The organism is Streptomyces sp. CA189, assembly GCF_056428985.1.
Genome location: NZ_JBWJVM010000049.1, coordinates 22,718 through 38,832, shown reverse-complemented (window position 1 = coordinate 38,832; position 16,115 = coordinate 22,718). Strand labels below are relative to the sequence as shown.

The 16,115-nt window shown below is 71.4% G+C and carries 13 protein-coding genes and 1 pseudogene; 8 read left to right on the top strand and 6 right to left on the bottom strand.

Going from position 1 to position 16,115, the window contains the following annotated elements; translation table 11 throughout:
* Positions 1-2 precede the first annotated feature (2 nt).
* The 3 genes from AC061S_RS29405 to AC061S_RS29395 all read left to right on the top strand — a co-directional run bounded on the left by AC061S_RS29405 (position 3) and on the right by AC061S_RS29395 (position 2,753).
* A complete protein-coding gene (locus tag AC061S_RS29405; RefSeq protein WP_478688921.1) occupies positions 3-809 on the top strand; it encodes an amino acid ABC transporter ATP-binding protein in 807 nt (268 codons plus the stop codon).
* Positions 810-1,080: 271 nt separating this feature from the next.
* Positions 1,081-2,187 carry a mechanosensitive ion channel family protein gene (locus AC061S_RS29400; protein WP_478688920.1) on the top strand — a complete coding sequence of 369 codons (1,107 nt, stop codon included), beginning with the start codon at positions 1,081-1,083 and terminating at the stop codon, positions 2,185-2,187.
* Between the two features lie 182 nt (positions 2,188-2,369).
* Positions 2,370-2,753: a hypothetical protein gene (locus AC061S_RS29395; RefSeq protein ID WP_478688919.1), complete on the top strand. Its 384-nt coding sequence runs from the start codon at positions 2,370-2,372 to the stop codon at positions 2,751-2,753.
* A gap of 14 nt (positions 2,754-2,767) precedes the next feature.
* Here AC061S_RS29395 and AC061S_RS29390 read toward each other — a convergent pair whose 3' ends face one another.
* Together AC061S_RS29390 and AC061S_RS29385 are read right to left on the bottom strand one after the other, a co-directional pair.
* Positions 2,768-3,616, bottom strand: coding sequence for an NmrA/HSCARG family protein (locus tag AC061S_RS29390; protein ID WP_478688918.1), 849 nt, complete (start codon positions 3,614-3,616; stop codon positions 2,768-2,770).
* Positions 3,617-3,780: 164 nt separating this feature from the next.
* The gene (locus tag AC061S_RS29385; RefSeq protein WP_478688917.1) at positions 3,781-4,191 is read right to left on the bottom strand and encodes a Fur family transcriptional regulator; all 411 of its coding nucleotides are present in this window, start codon (positions 4,189-4,191) and stop codon (positions 3,781-3,783) included.
* Between the two features lie 339 nt (positions 4,192-4,530).
* Here AC061S_RS29385 and katG point away from each other — a divergent pair, with 339 nt between their 5' ends.
* Both katG and AC061S_RS29375 read left to right on the top strand, forming a co-directional pair.
* A complete protein-coding gene (gene katG / locus AC061S_RS29380) occupies positions 4,531-6,720 on the top strand; it encodes a catalase/peroxidase HPI (RefSeq protein WP_478688916.1) in 2,190 nt (729 codons plus the stop codon).
* Between the two features lie 263 nt (positions 6,721-6,983).
* Complete coding sequence (locus AC061S_RS29375) at positions 6,984-8,153, top strand: 4-hydroxybenzoate 3-monooxygenase (protein WP_478688915.1); 1,170 nt, start codon at positions 6,984-6,986, stop codon at positions 8,151-8,153.
* Positions 8,154-8,400: 247 nt separating this feature from the next.
* Here the strand turns inward: AC061S_RS29375 and AC061S_RS29370 are convergent, their stop codons facing one another.
* On the bottom strand, positions 8,401-8,829 hold the full coding sequence (locus tag AC061S_RS29370) for a hypothetical protein (protein ID WP_478688914.1): 429 nt from the start codon (positions 8,827-8,829) through the stop codon (positions 8,401-8,403).
* On the opposite strand from AC061S_RS29370, the gene AC061S_RS29365 reads away from it, so the two are divergent.
* Complete coding sequence (locus tag AC061S_RS29365) at positions 8,808-11,000, top strand: methyltransferase (protein WP_478688913.1); 2,193 nt, start codon at positions 8,808-8,810, stop codon at positions 10,998-11,000. The two genes, AC061S_RS29370 and AC061S_RS29365, sit on opposite strands and share 22 nt — an antisense overlap.
* A 107-nt stretch (positions 11,001-11,107) precedes the next feature.
* On the opposite strand, the pseudogene ligD reads toward AC061S_RS29365, so the two are convergent.
* Positions 11,108-11,824, bottom strand: a pseudogene (ligD, locus tag AC061S_RS29360) (non-homologous end-joining DNA ligase LigD).
* 741 nt (positions 11,825-12,565) lie between these two features.
* Here ligD and AC061S_RS29355 point away from each other — a divergent pair.
* Positions 12,566-13,132 (top strand): hypothetical protein, encoded by a 567-nt coding sequence (locus AC061S_RS29355; RefSeq protein WP_478688912.1) that lies wholly within the window; start codon positions 12,566-12,568, stop codon positions 13,130-13,132.
* Positions 13,133-13,163: 31 nt separating this feature from the next.
* Here AC061S_RS29355 and AC061S_RS29350 read toward each other — a convergent pair whose 3' ends face one another.
* Positions 13,164-13,928 carry a CAP domain-containing protein gene (locus AC061S_RS29350; RefSeq protein ID WP_478688911.1) on the bottom strand — a complete coding sequence of 255 codons (765 nt, stop codon included), beginning with the start codon at positions 13,926-13,928 and terminating at the stop codon, positions 13,164-13,166.
* A gap of 531 nt (positions 13,929-14,459) precedes the next feature.
* On the opposite strand from AC061S_RS29350, the gene AC061S_RS29345 reads away from it, so the two are divergent.
* Entirely contained in the window at positions 14,460-15,014 is a 555-nt protein-coding gene (locus AC061S_RS29345; protein WP_478688910.1) for a YbaK/EbsC family protein, read from the top strand.
* 325 nt (positions 15,015-15,339) lie between these two features.
* Here the strand turns inward: AC061S_RS29345 and AC061S_RS29340 are convergent, their stop codons facing one another.
* Positions 15,340-15,993, bottom strand: coding sequence for a sortase domain-containing protein (locus AC061S_RS29340; RefSeq protein ID WP_478688909.1), 654 nt, complete (start codon positions 15,991-15,993; stop codon positions 15,340-15,342).
* Between the last annotated feature and the right edge of the window lie 122 nt (positions 15,994-16,115).

Genomic DNA, 16,115 nt, shown 5'->3' with positions numbered 1-16,115 from the left:
AGATGCCACAGGAGACGGAAGCGGTGGGTGCGATGGCCGAGGACGGCCCGGAGATCGAGATCCGCGGACTGCACAAGTCCTTCGGCGACAACCACGTCCTGCGCGGCATCGACCTGGAGATCGCGCGGGGCGAGGTCGTGTGTGTGATCGGGCCGTCGGGCTCCGGCAAATCGACACTGCTGCGCTGTGTGAACCTGCTGGAGGAGCCCAGCGAGGGCCGGGTCTTCGTCGGAGGCACCGAGGTCACCGACCTGGACGTGGACATCGATGCCGTACGCCGCCGCATCGGCATGGTCTTCCAGCAGTTCAACCTCTTCCCGCACGTGAACGTCACGGAGAACCTCACCCTGCCCCAGCGCCGGGTCCTGGGCAGGGACAAGGCCAAGGCCGCGGCCGTGGCCCGGGAGAACCTCGCACGCGTCGGCCTCGCCGACAAGGCCGCGGCCTTCCCCGCCCAGCTGTCCGGCGGCCAGCAGCAGCGGGTGGCGATCGCCAGGGCCCTGTCGATGGGGCCGGAGGTCATGCTCTTCGACGAGCCGACCTCGGCCCTCGACCCCGAACTCGTGGGCGAGGTGCTGGCCGTGATGCGGGTCCTGGCGGGCGAGGGCATGACGATGATGGTCGTCACCCACGAGATGAGCTTCGCCCGCGAGGTGGCGGACCGGGTCGTGTTCATGGACGACGGAGTGATCGTCGAGCAGGGTCCGGCGGCGCAGGTGGTCGGGGATCCCCGACACGAGCGGACCAGGAGCTTCCTCAACCGCATCCTGGACCCGGCGGCGGCCGAACCGCCCGGGCCCGGGAGCTAGGGCCGGCGGCCGGACGAGGACGCCTGAATCCTGTCGGACACCGGATCGACCCCCGCCCGCCCACCGGGACACCGGGCGGTAGACCCGGCCCACCTGCGGCGCCGCCGCGGCCATGGGGCAGGATGGCAGCCCGTTCCGCATGCGCACGCATGTCCCAACGCGGCTTCCTGCACGACGAACTGACAGGTGACAAGGTGACGACACACCTCATACGGCGGCCGGCAGCTCCCGCCGCCGCTTCCCCGGTCCGGCGAGGGGCGGGGGCCGTCCGTTGAACCGGGACCTCGTCCTGCACGACTGGCTGGTCGCCGGCATCGCGCTCGCCGCGGGCGCCCTGGCCGGTCTGCTCCTGCGCGCCCTCGTACGGTGGCTGGGCAAGCACGCCCTGCGGACGCGCTGGAGCGGGGACGACATCATCGTCGCCGCGCTGCGCACCTTGGCGCCGGGGGCGGCCGTCATCGCGGGCGCCGCCGTGGCCGCCTCGACGCTGCCCCTCAGTACGCGGGTCTCCGGCTGGGTGAACCAGTCGCTGACCGCCCTGCTGATCCTCATGGCCACGCTCGCCGCGGCCCGGGTCGTCGCCGGCCTCGTCCAGTCCGTGGCCCAGGCACGGACGGGAGTGGCCGGATCGGCCACCATCTTCGTCAACATCACGCGGGTCGTGGTGCTCGCGATGGGCCTGCTCGTCGCGCTCGAAACCGTGGGCGTGTCCATCGCGCCCCTGCTCACCGCCCTCGGCGTGGGCGGTCTGGCGGTCGCGCTGGCCCTGCAGGACACGCTCGCCAACCTCTTCGCCGGCGTCCACATCCTCGCCTCGAAGACGGTGCAGCCCGGTGACTACATCCGCCTCACGAGCGGTGAAGAGGGCTACGTGGTCGACATCAACTGGCGCAACACCGTGGTCCGCAACCTGTCGAACAACCTCGTGATCATCCCCAACGGGCGGCTCGCACGCACGAACATGACCAACTTCACCCAGCCCGAGCAGCAGCTGACGATCCTCGTCCAGGTGGGAGTGGGCTACGAAAGCGATCTGGAGCACGTCGAGCGGGTGACCCTCGACGTGGTCGGCGGGGTCATGGCCGATATCAACGGCGCGGTCCCCGAACACGAAGGGCTCGTCCGCTTCCACACGTTCGCGGACTCCAGGATCGACTTCACGGTGATCCTGGGCGTCGGCGAGTTCAGTGACCAGTTCCGGATCAAGCACGAGTTCATCAAGCGGCTGCACCGACGGTTCCGCGAGGAGGGCATCTCGATCCCCGCCCCCACGCGAACGATCGCGCTCCACCAGGACGTCCCCCGGCCCACCCCGCCCGCGCCGGTCCCGCACCAGCGCGAGGCTCCGTCCTCTGCGCTGGCGGACAGCGGGCGGTAGCCGGCGGTAGCGGGCAGTAGCCGGCGATCGGCGTAGGGTCGTACATCCCGCCGCGCAAGCGTTTGGGTGGGACCTGCTGGGGCAGGCGGAGCTTGAGTCCGGCACCGGTCTCTCGGGAGACCGGCGACGCGTGCGTCGTGCGGGTGGGGCCGGCCGCGCTCCTCGCCCTTCGGAGGCTGACGATGGCCCGCGCGCATCGCTTCCACGTGGATCTGGAGGGGCACTCCGTCACCGTTCTCCTCGAATGGCCCGGGCGCGAGATCGAGGTCCTGGTCGACGGCAAGGTGGTCGCCTACCACCGCAAGCCCACCAGGGACGGGACGGTGCTGCACGCGGAGCTGCCCACCGACCCGCCGAAGCCCCTCACGATCCTCGTCGAGGACATGGGTGACACTCCCTTCTGCTCCCTGGTGACCCCCGATGCCCGCTACCGCCGCTTCCTCATGCCCGAGGTGCCGTTGACGACGCGCCGGAGCGCAGGGGCGCGGACCCGGAAGACGCCTGGCCGACTGGTCCGGCACCTGCTTCGGCGGCTGGGCCGCTCCCTTCGCCGCTTGCGCGGATGATTCCACCGGTGCCGTCAGGCCGGGTGGAAACGATCGTGGTGGGCGGCGAGCCAGGTGGCGAAGTCCTGGAGGCCCGGGTTGACCGTGCGTACGGCGTCCAGGTCGCGGGCCGCGGTGAAGGAGGCCTCGCAGTCGGCGTAGAACTGGAACATGTTCCCCGCCTCGTCGGCACCCGGAAACCCCTGGGCGCGGTACGCGTCCGGGGTCAGGGGCCGGTAGCGCACGGGCCGGCCCAGCGTCTCGGTGAGGGCGGCGGCCATGTCGGCCACGCGCAGGTGCTCGCCGGCGATGCTGATGGTGGCGGCCACGTAGTCGGCGCCGCCCTTGAAGATGGCGTGAGCGGTCTTGCCGACGTCGCGGACGGCAATGCCGGACAGCCGCTTGTCCCCCATGGGGAAGTTCAGCGTGAGGGTGCCGTCGTCACCCGGCTGCGGCCCGAAGGTGCTGAGCAGGTTCTCCCAGAAGAAGGTCGTCCGCAGGTACGTGACGGGCACCCCCGCCGCCGGGAAGTAGGCGTCCGCCTCCGCCTTGCCGTCGAAGTGGGGCACCTTGTACGAGCCCTGGAGCGTCGGCATCCGGTCGTCGTCGATCGGGATGCAGTGGCGCGTGTCCTCCAGGGTGGACCAGATCGCGTGCTGCACGCCCGCGTGCGAGGCGGCCCGGGCGAGGGCGGCGGCCTGCCGCTTCTCGTGCGCCGCGTCCATGTCCTCCCAGAAGTTGGTCACCAGGTACGCCCCGTACGCGCCTTCGAAGGCCGGTACGAGGCTCGACTCGTCGTCCAGATCGGCCTGGACCACCTCGGCCCCGAGGCGCCCCAGCTCCGTTGCCGCCGTCGACTCCGGGTGCCGCGTCACGGCGCGCACGACGAAGCCGCTGTCCTTGTCCTCGAGGATCGACCGGGCCAGTGAGCCGCCCTGCTGACGGTCGCGCCGAACACGGTGACGATCTTCTCGGTCATCGCGGGCCGCACTGGGCGCCTGCCCGGCCGCGCGCTTCCATGCCCGTCCGTTCCGCCGCCCGAGCCGCCTTACGTACAGGTGGGGCACAGCCCGCGGTAGGTGACCTCGGCCTCGGACACGGTGAAGCCGAACCGCTCCGACACCGGGAGGCCGGCCAGTGGGTCGCCGGTCGGGTGAACGTCGCGGATGACTCCGCAGCCGGTGCACACCAGGTGCTGGTGCGGGTGATGCGCGTTGGGGTCGAAGCGCTTCGAGCGGCCCTGTGCGGAGACCTCCACCACCTCACCGAGCGAGACCAGCTCGCCCAGGGTGTTGTAGACGGTCGCCCGGGAGATCTCGGGGAGTCGCCGCGCCGCGCGGGCGTGCACCTCGTCGGCCGTCAGGTGCACGTGCTCGCCGTCGAGCACCTCCGCCACGGCCCGCCGCTGGGACGTCATGCGCCAGCCGCGCCCTCGCAGTCGCTCCAACAGGTCGCTCATTTTCGCTTCACGCCTCCATTACGTACGGGCCGGGCCGGTCGGTGGTCAATTCACTTCCGATTCCCATATCAGCAGTGAGGAATCGCGCTGATAGGAAGATGTCACCTTTGGATCTGGGCTGTTTGTTGCACGGGGGTGCTCTGCGTGTTCTCGTAGCGGTGCGCTCCGCGGTGCGCGACCATACGGACGCCGATACGCGCTCGATTCATCGGCGTCGTTCGCGAGGATACGGTCTCGTCGGAGTCACGAGTCGCAGTGCTCGACTCGCAAAAGCGAACGGCGTCAAGAGCGAGCAGCGCAGCCGGCAGAGGAACACTCCGCGAGAGGAAGAAGGACGACGTGTCCGGCAGCGACAGCGAGAACCCGGCAATCCCCTCCCCGACCCCCACGTCGACTCGCCCCCGGGCGAACCAGGACTGGTGGCCGAATCAGCTGGACCTTCAGGTCCTCCACCAGCGTTCGCCTCAGTCCGATCCCATGGGTGAGGACTTCGACTACGCGGCCGAGTTCGCGACCTTGGACCTCGAAGGGCTGAAGCGGGACGTCTTCGGGGTGATGACGGCGTCGCAGGACTGGTGGCCCGCCGACTACGGCCACTACGGGCCGCTCTTCATCCGGATGAGCTGGCATGCCGCGGGGACGTACCGCATCGCCGACGGCCGGGGCGGTGGCGGCTCCGGCGCCCAGCGCTTCGCGCCGCTCAACAGCTGGCCGGACAACGCGAGTCTCGACAAGGCGCGCCGTTTGCTCTGGCCAGTCAAGCAGAAGTACGGACGGAAAATCTCATGGGCCGATCTCCTGGTCTTCGCCGGAAACTGCGCCATGGAATCCATGGGGTTCAAGACGTTCGGATTCGGATTCGGGCGCGAGGACATCTGGGAGCCCGAGGAGGTTTTCTGGGGGCCGGAGGACACCTGGCTCGGAGATGAGCGCTACAGCGGCGACAGGGAACTCACCGGCCCTTTCGGCGCTGTGCAGATGGGGCTGATCTACGTCAATCCAGAAGGCCCGAACGGAAATCCGGATCCGATCGCCGCCGCCCGGGACATTCGCGATACGTTCGCGCGCATGGCGATGAACGACGAGGAGACGGTCGCGCTGATCATCGGCGGCCACACCTTCGGCAAGTGCCACGGCGCCGTCGATCCCGAGTACATCGGTCCGGAGCCTGAGGCCTGCCCCATCGAGCAGCAGGGCCTCGGCTGGACGAATTCGTCCGGCAGCGGCATGGGCGTCGACGCGCTCACCAGCGGGCTGGAGGGTGCGTGGACCTCGGAGCCGACGAAGTGGGACAACGGCTATCTGGACAACCTGTTCCGGTACGACTGGGAGCTGACGAGGAGCCCGGCCGGTGCGCAGCAGTGGACCCCCACGGACGCCTCGGCCCAGGGCACGGTGCCCGATGCCCACGATCCGTCGAAGCGGCACGCTCCGATGATGCTGACGACGGACCTCTCGCTGAAGCTGGATCCGGTCTACGGGCCGATCGCGAAGAGCTTCCACGAGAACCCGGACAGGCTCGCGGACGCGTTCGCCAAGGCCTGGTACAAGCTGTTGCACCGTGACATGGGCCCCCTCTCCCGCTACCTCGGCCCGTGGATCGCCGAGCCGCAGCTGTGGCAGGATCCCGTCCCCGAGGTCGATCACGCACTGGTAGGGGACGCGGAGAGCGCCGACCTCAAGGCCCGGATCCTCGCCTCGGGACTGTCCGTCTCCCAACTGGTCTCCACCGCTTGGGCGTCGGCGGCGAGCTTCCGCGGCACCGACAAGCGCGGCGGGGCCAACGGGGCACGGATCCGGCTCGCGCCGCAGAAGGACTGGGAGGTCAACGACCAGCCCGAGGTGGCCGAGGTGGTGCGGGCCCTGGAGCAGATCCGGCAGGACTTCAACGGCGCGCAGACCGGCGGTACAAAGGTTTCGCTCGCCGACCTGATCGTCCTGGGCGGGTGCGCGGCCGTCGAGCAGGCCGCGAAGAACGCCGGGCACTCCGTCACCGTCCCGTTCGCACCGGGGCGTACGGACGCCTCGCAGCAGCAGACCGACGTGGAGTCGTTCGCCGTACTCGAACCCAGGGCGGACGGGTTCCGCAACTACCTCCGGGCGGGAGAGAAGCTGTCGCCGGAGACCCTCCTGCTGGACCGGGCCAGCATGTTGACCCTGACCGCACCCGAGATGACGGTCCTGACCGGCGGCATGCGGGCCCTGAACACCGGCTTCGCGCGGTCCCCGCACGGTGCCTTCACCGACCGGCCGGAGACGTTGACCAACGACTTCTTTGTCAACCTGCTGGACATGGCTACGGAGTGGAAGGCGTCGGCCTCGGCGGAGAACGTGTTCGAAGGCCGGGACCGCGTCACGGGCCAGGTCAAGTGGACCGCCACCGCCGTCGACCTCGTCTTCGGTTCGCACTCCCAGCTGCGAGCCCTCTCGGAGGTCTACGCGTGCCAGGACGCGGGAGAGAAGTTCGTGCGTGACTTCGTGGCGGCGTGGGACAAGGTGATGAACCTCGACCGGTTCGAACTCGCCTGAGCCCGGTGTCCCCGTAGGTGCCGGCCGCTGAAGGCCGGGACCGGACGGGTCCCGGCCTCGGGCACGGCAGCCTCCGCATCCGCGGCATCCGCGGCATCGGATGCCGAGGCTGCCCCTGCCGCCCGAACGACGGGCGATCCGATGATTTTCACCCTATTGCTGCATGCGGGTTACTGGTGATCTTCCTCGGGTTTTTCCGTGCTCATGATTCCCGCGCCATGACAGAAAGTCAGAATCGTCGAGGCTCAGGCGCATCGGCCGATGTGCTCGTGCTCGGCGCCGGCCCCGCCGGCCTGGTGCTCGCCAACCTCCTGCTCGCCGCCGGGATCGACTGCGTCGTTCTCGAACGCGCCGACCGCTCACACGTCCAGACCCGGGCCCGGGCCGGCTTCCTCGCGCCGAACACGGTACGGATCCTGGACCGCCACGGCCTCGCCGACGGGCTGCACCGGCACGGACGCACCCACGGTACGTGCGAGTTCCATACCGGGGACGGCCGCTTCCGCCTCGACTACGGCTCCCTGGGCCGCGGCGAGCAGCACACCGTCTACCCGCAGCAGAACCTGGTGACGGACCTCCTGACGCACTACCTCGACGCCGGTGGCAGGATCCACTTCGCGACCGAGGCGACGGCGGTCCACGACGCCGACGGCGCCCGGCCGTACGTCACCACCAGGGAGCCGGACGGCCGTCCCACCCGATGGGACGCCCGGTACGTCGCCGGCTGCGACGGCCGCCACGGAGCGTCCCGCCGCTCGCTCCCGCCCGACGTGGTCCGCCACCACCACGACCACGGAGTGAGCTGGCTCGGCCTGCTCGCCGAAGCTCCGCCCAGCCTCGACGCCGTCGGCTACGCCGTCCACGACCGCGGCTTCGCCGGCCACATGGCCCGCAGCCCGCAGGTCACGCGGTACTACCTCCAGTACCGGCGCGGGGCCCCCGCCGACGCCTGGTCCGAGGAGCGGATCTGGGACGAACTCGACCTGCGGATGCGCGCCGCGGAGCACGGTCCGCTGCGCAGGGGGCCGATCATCGAGCGCGGAGTCGTCGACCTGGCCTGCGACGTGGTCGAACCGCTGCGCCACGGCTCGCTCCTGCTCGCCGGCGACGCCGCGAGCCTGACCGCGCCGGCCGCCGCGACGGGCGCGAACCTCGCCGTACTGGAGGCGGAGATCTTGGGCGGAGCCCTCGCCGAGACCCTCGCCGGAGGGGACGGCGCGGCCCTCGACGGGTACTCGGCGCAGTGCCTGGCGCACATCTGGCGCGCGCAGGAGTTCACCCACTGGATGACCGGACTGCTGCACGCGCTCCCGGCCCGGGACCAGTCAGGCGGATCGTTCTTCCAGGCTTCCCTGCGGCGCGCCCGCCTCGACTCCTTGCGCACCTCCCGTGCCCACCAGGACTGGTTCGCCGAGAACTACGTCGGCATGTGACCACCGCTCTTCCCCGCACCACCCCCCTCGCTCGACCACCGCACAGCCGGTCCACCATGCTCCGCTCCGCCGGAGCACCCGCCCCAGCACCGCCCGAGGAACCTCTGCGATGACGACGACCCTCCCCGACCAAGCGACGCGCCCCGCCGGATCGCCGCTCCGCGGCGAAACGATGCTTCCCCCCGACGACACGGCCCGCCTGCGCGCGGCCGTGGCCTTCGTGCGGGAGCACGACACCGCCACCCTGTTACCTCTCCTGCTGCCCGGTCTGCACGGCCCGGAACTGGAGTCCCTGGGCCCGCACTGCCGCTTCGCCCACGCCGGCCTGCTGCTCTTCCCCACCGACCCGCAGGATCTGCGCCGCCAACTCGCCGACTGCGGGCTCGCCGTCGACACCCCGTCCCCGCCCAGTGTCGTCGTACGGGAACGGCTCGCCCGGCGCCACCGCCGTGACCTGGCAGAGCTCGACGTCCGGATCCTGCGCCCCCGCGTCCAGGGTCCGGCCGGAGAGCGCCGCGCGGTGGAGGTGTTCGCCCTCACGGTGCCCGCGCACTCGGACCTGGCGCCGATCGCCGCGCACGAACGGGCCCGGGACCACGAGGCCCACCTGGCCCTCGAACTGGAGCACCCGGACCCCCTGGTGCTGCGCGGCCTGTGCGCGGTGCTCGCCCGCCACGGCGCCCGCCCCGACGGTGGCGGGTACAACCCTCACGAGGACGGCACCGTTACTTCACCACCCCGGCGGCCGGGGCGTGCGGCTACCGCCGCCTGGAGCTCTACACGCCCGGCGACCACCGGGACGCCCTCGACGACCACCTCTGCGCGGACCCGCAGGAGCTCCCGGACGCGGGCCGGCCCGCCGAGGCGCTCCTGCGCCTCCTCACCGGAGCATGGACCACCCAGGCCCTCGCCGCGTTCGCACGCCTGGGTCTGCCCGACGCCATGGACCCGCACGCGGCCACCAGCACCCGGGAACTCGCCCGACGCACTGCCACCCGGCCCGAGAACCTCGCCACGCTCCTGCGCTACCTCGCGATGCTCGACGTCGTGGCCGAGGGCGCCGGGGACACGGGGAACACCCAGGACACCGGGGAAGAGGAAGACTTCCGCCTCACCCGGCTCGGATCCCTGCTCCGCGCGGACTCCCCGGGCACGATGCGCTCGCTGGCCCTGATGTACGCGGGCCCCTTCTACCAGTCCTTCGCCGCCCTCGACCACACCGTACGGACCGGAGAGCCGGCCTTCGATCACCTCTTCGACCGTTCCATGGCCGCCAGTTCGCGCATGTTCCAGCCACTGCCCGCCCACCCCGTGATCACCGCCGCGGCCCAGGCGTCCACCCCGCGGACCGTCGTCGACGTCGCCGGCGGCAACGGCGAACTCCTCGGGCGCATCCTGACCGCGCACCCGGGGCTGCGGGGCACGCTCCTGGAGCGCCCGCACGCCGTCGAGGCCGCCCGCCGCGCGCTCGACGCCGCGGGCTGCGGCGCCCGCTGCGACTACCGCAGCGGCGACTTCGCCGACGTACCGCACGGCGGCGACGTGTACGTCCTGTCCCGCATCCTGCACGACTGGGACGACGACCGGTGTCGGGAGATCCTGCGCCACTGCGCCCGCGCGATGCCCGCCCACGCCGACCTCCTGGTCATCGAACGGCTGTTGCCCGCCGACGGCTCCCCCTCGCTGGCCACGGCCTGGGACCTCCACATGATGTGCAACGTCGGCGGTCGCGAACGCCGCGGCGAGCACTACGCCCGACTGCTCGCCGACGCCGGACTGGAACTGCTCGACCACACCCCCCTCCCCCTGGAGGCGTACGTCCTGCCCGCCCGCAAGGCCCGGCAACAGTCCCGATCAGCGCCGCATCCTGGATCCCGGCGCGGTTGCGGACCGCGGAAGGGGATGTGCGGGAGCCTTGGTGCGTCGCGGGCGAGACGGGCGGGAAAGGAGTACCGGATGCAGTGGCTGGTGACAGGCATGGGCGCCGCCATGGTGCTGCTGATCATCCGGGACGTGTTCCACACTCTGTGGCATCCGACGCGTCACGGAGGCCTGAGCCGCCTCGTCATGACCGCGATCTGGCGGATCTCGGCCGGCCTCGGTCCCCGACTGGGCCCGTCGGGCCTGACCGGCCCGCTCGGCATGGTGTCGGTCGTCGCCCTGTGGGTGCTGACGGTGGTCACGGGCTGGGCGCTGATCTACTGGCCGCACCTGCCCGAAGGATTCGTCTACGCCGATGTCGTACGGCCCGCCGATCGCATGAGCCTGCTCGACGCCGTCTACATCTCGCTGGTAACCCTCTCCACTCTCGGCCTCGGTGACATCGCGCCCACCGAGGGGTGGCTGCGCATCGTCGCCCCGATGGAGGGCCTGGTCGGCTTCGCACTCCTGACCGCGACCGTCTCGTGGATCCTCGGCATCTTTCCCGCACTCGCCCGCCGTCGCGCTCTCGCTCTGCACCTCTCCCACCTCCTACGGGCCTGTCCCTCGCCCGAGCGGACCGACTCCCCTGCGGGGGCGGCCCTGCTCCTCGACCTGGCCGCCGGGCTCTCGGTCGTCTCGGTCGACTTCCTCCAGTACCCGGAGTCCTACTACTTCCACGACGGGGACGACCGCACCTCCCTCGCCGGCCACATCGGATACGCCGTACGCACCGCAGATCAGGCAGCGGGCGCCCGGCACCACGACGTCAGAGTGGCCGGCGCCGTCTTGAGTGCCGCGCTGGAGGATCTGGCCGACATCCTGGACCAGCGCTTCCTGCACACGCACGGCCCGCCCCGCCAGGCCCTCGACGCCTTCGTCCGCGGCCACGGCCAACACCCGGGCAGAGGCCGCAGTCCGCGCTAGGCGGTCTCGTCGACGGCTTGCCCGCCCGGCGGCTTCGTGGGCGCCGCTCCTCGTTCGCCGACAGGACCCCGGACACCACGGGGCGCCCCCGGGACTCCTCCCCCGGGTCATCGGGTGAGCGCGGTGAGGAGGCGACGGGCTCTGGTGAGGGAGCACGGACGCGGAGGCTGCCGCCAGGGGTCGTCCTTGAGGACGGGGTCGATGGACGTGAGGGTCCAGCGGCGGGCGGTGAGCTCGGGATCGTCGAGATCGGCCCATGCCAGCGGCGCCGCGACCGGAGCACCGGGGAGGGCCGCGCGAGCCCGTGGTCATCGCCAGGGACGGGAGCTCCAGTTCGTCCAGCAGCTCGTGGAGTGCGTGTGCGGCGGCTCGCACCAGTACGAAGTCCCGGCCGGGCGGGTCGAGGTCGAAGACGAGCCGGTCGGGGTTGTCGGGCAGGTCGGCCTTCGACAGGAATCGGTGCGGGGTGATGCAGGCCTGGTCGGCGAGGTAGAGCAGGCTGGCGGTGTCGTCGCAGAGCGGGTAGGTGACGGTGCCGCCCTCCTTGGGCAGCTCTGCGCGGTGGAACAGTCCGGATAGTGGTCGGGGAGGTTCTTCTGCATGAACGCCGGGCCGTCGGTGCCGTCCGGATGCCGTTCCAGCATCAGGGGGCGTCCGCGCAGGTGCGGCAGCATCCGGCGGGCCACGGAGCGGTAATAGCCGGCGAGGTCCGCTTTGGTGATGCCGTCCTCCGGGAAGAGGACCTTCTCCGGGCGGCCGAGATCGACGGTGCGCCGGCCCACCCGCAGGCGCCGCGGCTGCGTCGCATGCTGCTTCGCTGTCATCGGCTGCTCCCGTCCGGCCGTGGGGACCGCTCGCGCACCCCGCCGGCCGCGAAGGGGGCGTGCTTCACGGCGAGGCCGTCGAGACGCCGCCGCAACGTGCGCAGGGTTTCGGTGTCGAAGCCCGTGGTCCTCCGGCAACCGGTCCAGGGATGCCGTCACCGCCGTTCACCCGCCGATTGCCCGGCGGCGACCTGCCGGAGCGGTCGGCCCGGACGGGCCGCCCGCGCCCGCCGCGGATCCGGGGTGCCGGTGAGCCTCGCCCTCTCGTCTGCGTGCTTGACCAGCAGCCAGGCCGACGAGCTCGAACGAGGCGTCCCCGCGGTCCAGCGCCTCGGTGAGCGGGACTTCGTGACCGGCCCGGTCGGTGCAGAGGTTGCGGCCGCCCCGCTTCGAGGAAGACGTGTCGGTTCACAGGTTCAGGGTGAGGGCGTAGGCGCCGCGCGCCCGGCGTCGCGCGGTGGGTCCGACTGCGGGAATTCGGTCATTGCTCTGCCACCTCGGTTCCGTACCAGCCCTCGGCTGAGGACCCTCGGCCCGGCGGGCTGCCGCAAGGCGGTGTCCGGGTCTCGAGCCGGCGCCATCGGGCGCCTACCCGTAGCCGGCGGCCGCACTCCGGGATCACCTCGAAAGCCGGCGGGAGGGTTCGAGAGGGTTAGGGCCGGGAGTCGAGGGCAGCCGGGAGTCGAGGGCAGCCGGGAGAGCGGCCGCGAGGCGGCTGCACCACCGATCGGAGGTCTCCCCATGAAACGCAATGCCCCGGACCCCCACCGCCTGCTGGGCATCTACCTCAATGACCACCTCACCGGAGCGGGGGCCGGAATCGCCCTCGTCAGGCGGACCGCGCGTGCGCACGAAGACACCGACGCCGGGCCGCGCCTCGCCGCCCTCGCCGAGGAAATCAGCGAGGACCGCGACAGCCTGCGCGAGGTCATGATGGCTCTCGACGTCCCCGCGAACAACCTCCGCATGCTCCTGGGCATCGCCGTCGCGCAGGCGGGGCGGCTGAAGCCCAACGGCAGGGTGTTCTCACGCTCACCCCTGAGCGATGTTCTCGAACTGGAGGCCGTCAGGGTCGGTGTCGAAGGCAAGAAGGAACTCTGGCGGACCCTGCACACACTGGCCCGCTCGGACCCGTTGCTGGACACGGAGGCCATGGGCCGACTGCTGGCACGTGCCGAACGCCAGGCCGACACCCTGGAGGCGCTACGGCTGGCGGCCGTGGGCCGGGCCCTGCGCAGCGCACCCCGGGCGGCACCGGCCGCACCGCGCCACGGCGCCGGGCGGGCGCCGAAGGCGGGGTGGTCGTGAAGGTCGGGCACGGCCGTGGAGCGGAGGCGGATCAGCGGGTGGCGCCGAAGTCCTGTGTCCAGTACTGGCCGGGCTGCGCGAGGCCTATGCCGATCTCCTTTACCTCGCAGTCGAGGATGTTCCGCTTGTGCCCCGGGCTGTTCATCCAGCCCTCCATGACCTGGGCGGCGGTGTCGTAGCCGTACGCGACGTTCTCGGCGTACGTACTCCACTCGTACCCGGCACGGGTGATCCGCTGGCCCGGGTCGGATCCGTCGGAGCCGGTGTGGGACATGTTGGAGTGGGCGGCCATGTCCTCGCTGTGGTCCTGCGCGGCCTTCGTGAGCTTTTCGTTGACGGTGAGTGCGGGGCACCCGACCGTGGCGCGCTCCTTGTTGACGAGTGCGAGGACCTCGGCCGGTGCACCGGAGGGTGCCGCGGAGTCCGCGGGCGCGGGGGGCCCGGCCGGCTCGGCGGGCGGCTGCACCGGCTGCCGCGACGGGGGCTGCGCCGGAGGCGCGGTCTCGGCGACCGGCTCGGAGGGCGGCTGGACGACCGGCTGCTCGACGATCTCGGCGGGGGAGCCTGCCTGAACCGGGACCTCCACGGGCTGCTGCGCGCCGGGGTCGCCGTAGGGGTCGCCGTACGAGTCTCCGTACCAGGGACGGCTGTCCTGCTCGGACGCGATGGACCGCATCGGGCCGGTCTCCTGCGGGTCGATGCAGGCCATGGCCGTGGCGGGTATGGCCACGAGGGCCAGTGCCCCGACAGCGACGACCAGCTTCCTGTGGTGCGTCTTCTTACGGTGCTTCTTCATGCGGGACCTCACTCGGTGATCGCGAAGCTCCCGGCGCCGGACCGCGAAGGCGCCGGAGGAATCGCCATTCTTAGAAGCCCGCCGACAGGCTGGCAAGCGGCCGCCGCTCGGCCGCGCGGGATGTTCGGACCGCGGCTTGAAACGGCCGGAAGATCGTGCATTCCGACCGTCGCGGCCACTCCGGAACCCGCCTGGCCCGCCGCCAGAACCCCTCCCCGTCAGCCCTGTTGGGGGCGGGTAAACGGGAACCTCAGAATCCGCTTCTGGCAGAGTGCTGCGCGCCGGCGCCAAAAGGTACATACGGCGAAATGTCCCGAGGTGGAGGATCTCCGCGGGGGCGGCGGAGCGGCAGGCAGGCCGTGACGCATGTCACGACTCGGAGGAGGAACCGGACGGCGTTCCCGCGTCCGTGCGCCGAGCGCCACGTCCGGATGCTGCTGCACCTCGGGTTCCGGTCACAGCACTAGGCGTGGTCCTCCCGCAGCGCCTCGGGCACGGGACGCCTCCGCGCACGGTGTTAGCGTGCGGGCCATGCGTACTCCCATCGGGCCGTTCGACAACGCCGTGCCCGCGCCCGATTGCCTCGCCGAGCTCAGTCCGCCCGTGGCGCGAGCGATCGCCGGCTGGCGGGGAGGCGTCCCTGCCGCGCAGATCCTCTACGTCGACACCGACCCTGCCATCGCCGACACCGCCGCTTTCGTCGCGCACTTCGGGCAGGAGCTGCTGGAGCAGTCGGCGAACTGCCTGGTGGTGGCCGGCAAGCGCGGCGGCCTGACCACCCTCGCGGCCTGCCTGGTGCCCTCCGCCGGCCGGGTCGACGTGAACGGTGCCGTCCGACGTCACCTCGGGGCGCGCAAGGTCTCCTTCGCCCCGATGGAGACGACCGTGGAGCTGACGGGCATGGAATACGGCGGCATCTGCCCGCTTGGGCTGCCGGACGACTGGCCCCTGCTGGTGGACACAGCCGTCGGCGACATGCCGTACGTGCTGATCGGCAGCGGGCGCCGCCGCGGGAAGCTCATCGCGCCCGGGAAGCTGTTCACCGAGCTCCCCGGCGTCGAACTGCTCGACGGCCTCACCATCTGACGGGCGCCGGTGGCTCAAGCGGACCAATGCGCATGCGCGGAATGGGTGCGCGTGGTGGGATCGGCCAGGTGAAGGATCCCTTTGGTTGTGACGAGCCGGCTTTCCTGGCGTGTTCTGGGACCACGGACCGTGTGGCAGCGCGCCGCTTCATCGCCTCACGGGCCGCCAACGCGAGCGAGCTGGCGCTGCTGCTGGACATGCTCGGGCTACGGCCCGAGACCGACCCACATCCTGCGCGGCGCGATCGAGGAGCGGGTCATCTGCCCCGCAGCCCGTGAGGCCGTTCCCTCCGGCGATCGGGCGCACACCTCCAGGGCCCGCCCGTTCACTGCTCCTCGGGCCCCGTCTCGGTCAGGACACCGATCTTGTCGAGGCGGTGCTCCGGGTTGTTCTGCGCGTCACGCCAGAAGTTGCCCGCCGCGTTGTCCTCCGGTGTCAGGCAGGTACTCACGGTGATCATGGCCCGCGTGGGGGTGGTGCCCGGAGAGCCGGGGACCGCGGCGCGCTGCTCGTCCATGGAGGCCTGCGACCGGAAGGACGTCGTCCGCGTCGTGGTGATGACGTACTCGTACCGCACGCCGTCGGCGGTCACGAACACGGACGCACCCGTCTTCAACGACGGCAGCGACCACAGCGGCCCGCCGGCCGAGATGCGGTGCGCGTTCACGATGTAGTTCCCCACGTCTCCGGGACCGACCCCGCCGCGGGGCCCGTACGGACTCGATGCCACGCCGCGATCTTGGATCAGCGTGCCCGGAGCGTCGTCGGGACTGCCTTCGTAGGGGATCACGGCCAGGTCGGACACCCCGATGGCGGGTATCGACAGGACGGCTTCCTGGACACGGGCGACGGCCTGAGGGGCCAGCGGCCCCCGATCGGCCGGAGCGGCCACGGCCGGCGCGGCGAGCAGGAGGGTGAGCGCGGCGTACACGAGCGCCTTCGGCACGGTACGGGAGGCGTGGAACGGGTGCTGGGTCATGGCGGAGTCCATGCGGCTCGACCGGGCCGCGCCGGGTGCCGCGACCCGTTTTCCCTTCCAGCCTCCCACGGGCCGGCAGGGCGGGCCAGGGCAGTACCCGTAGAGGCGGTAGGCGTCCGGCG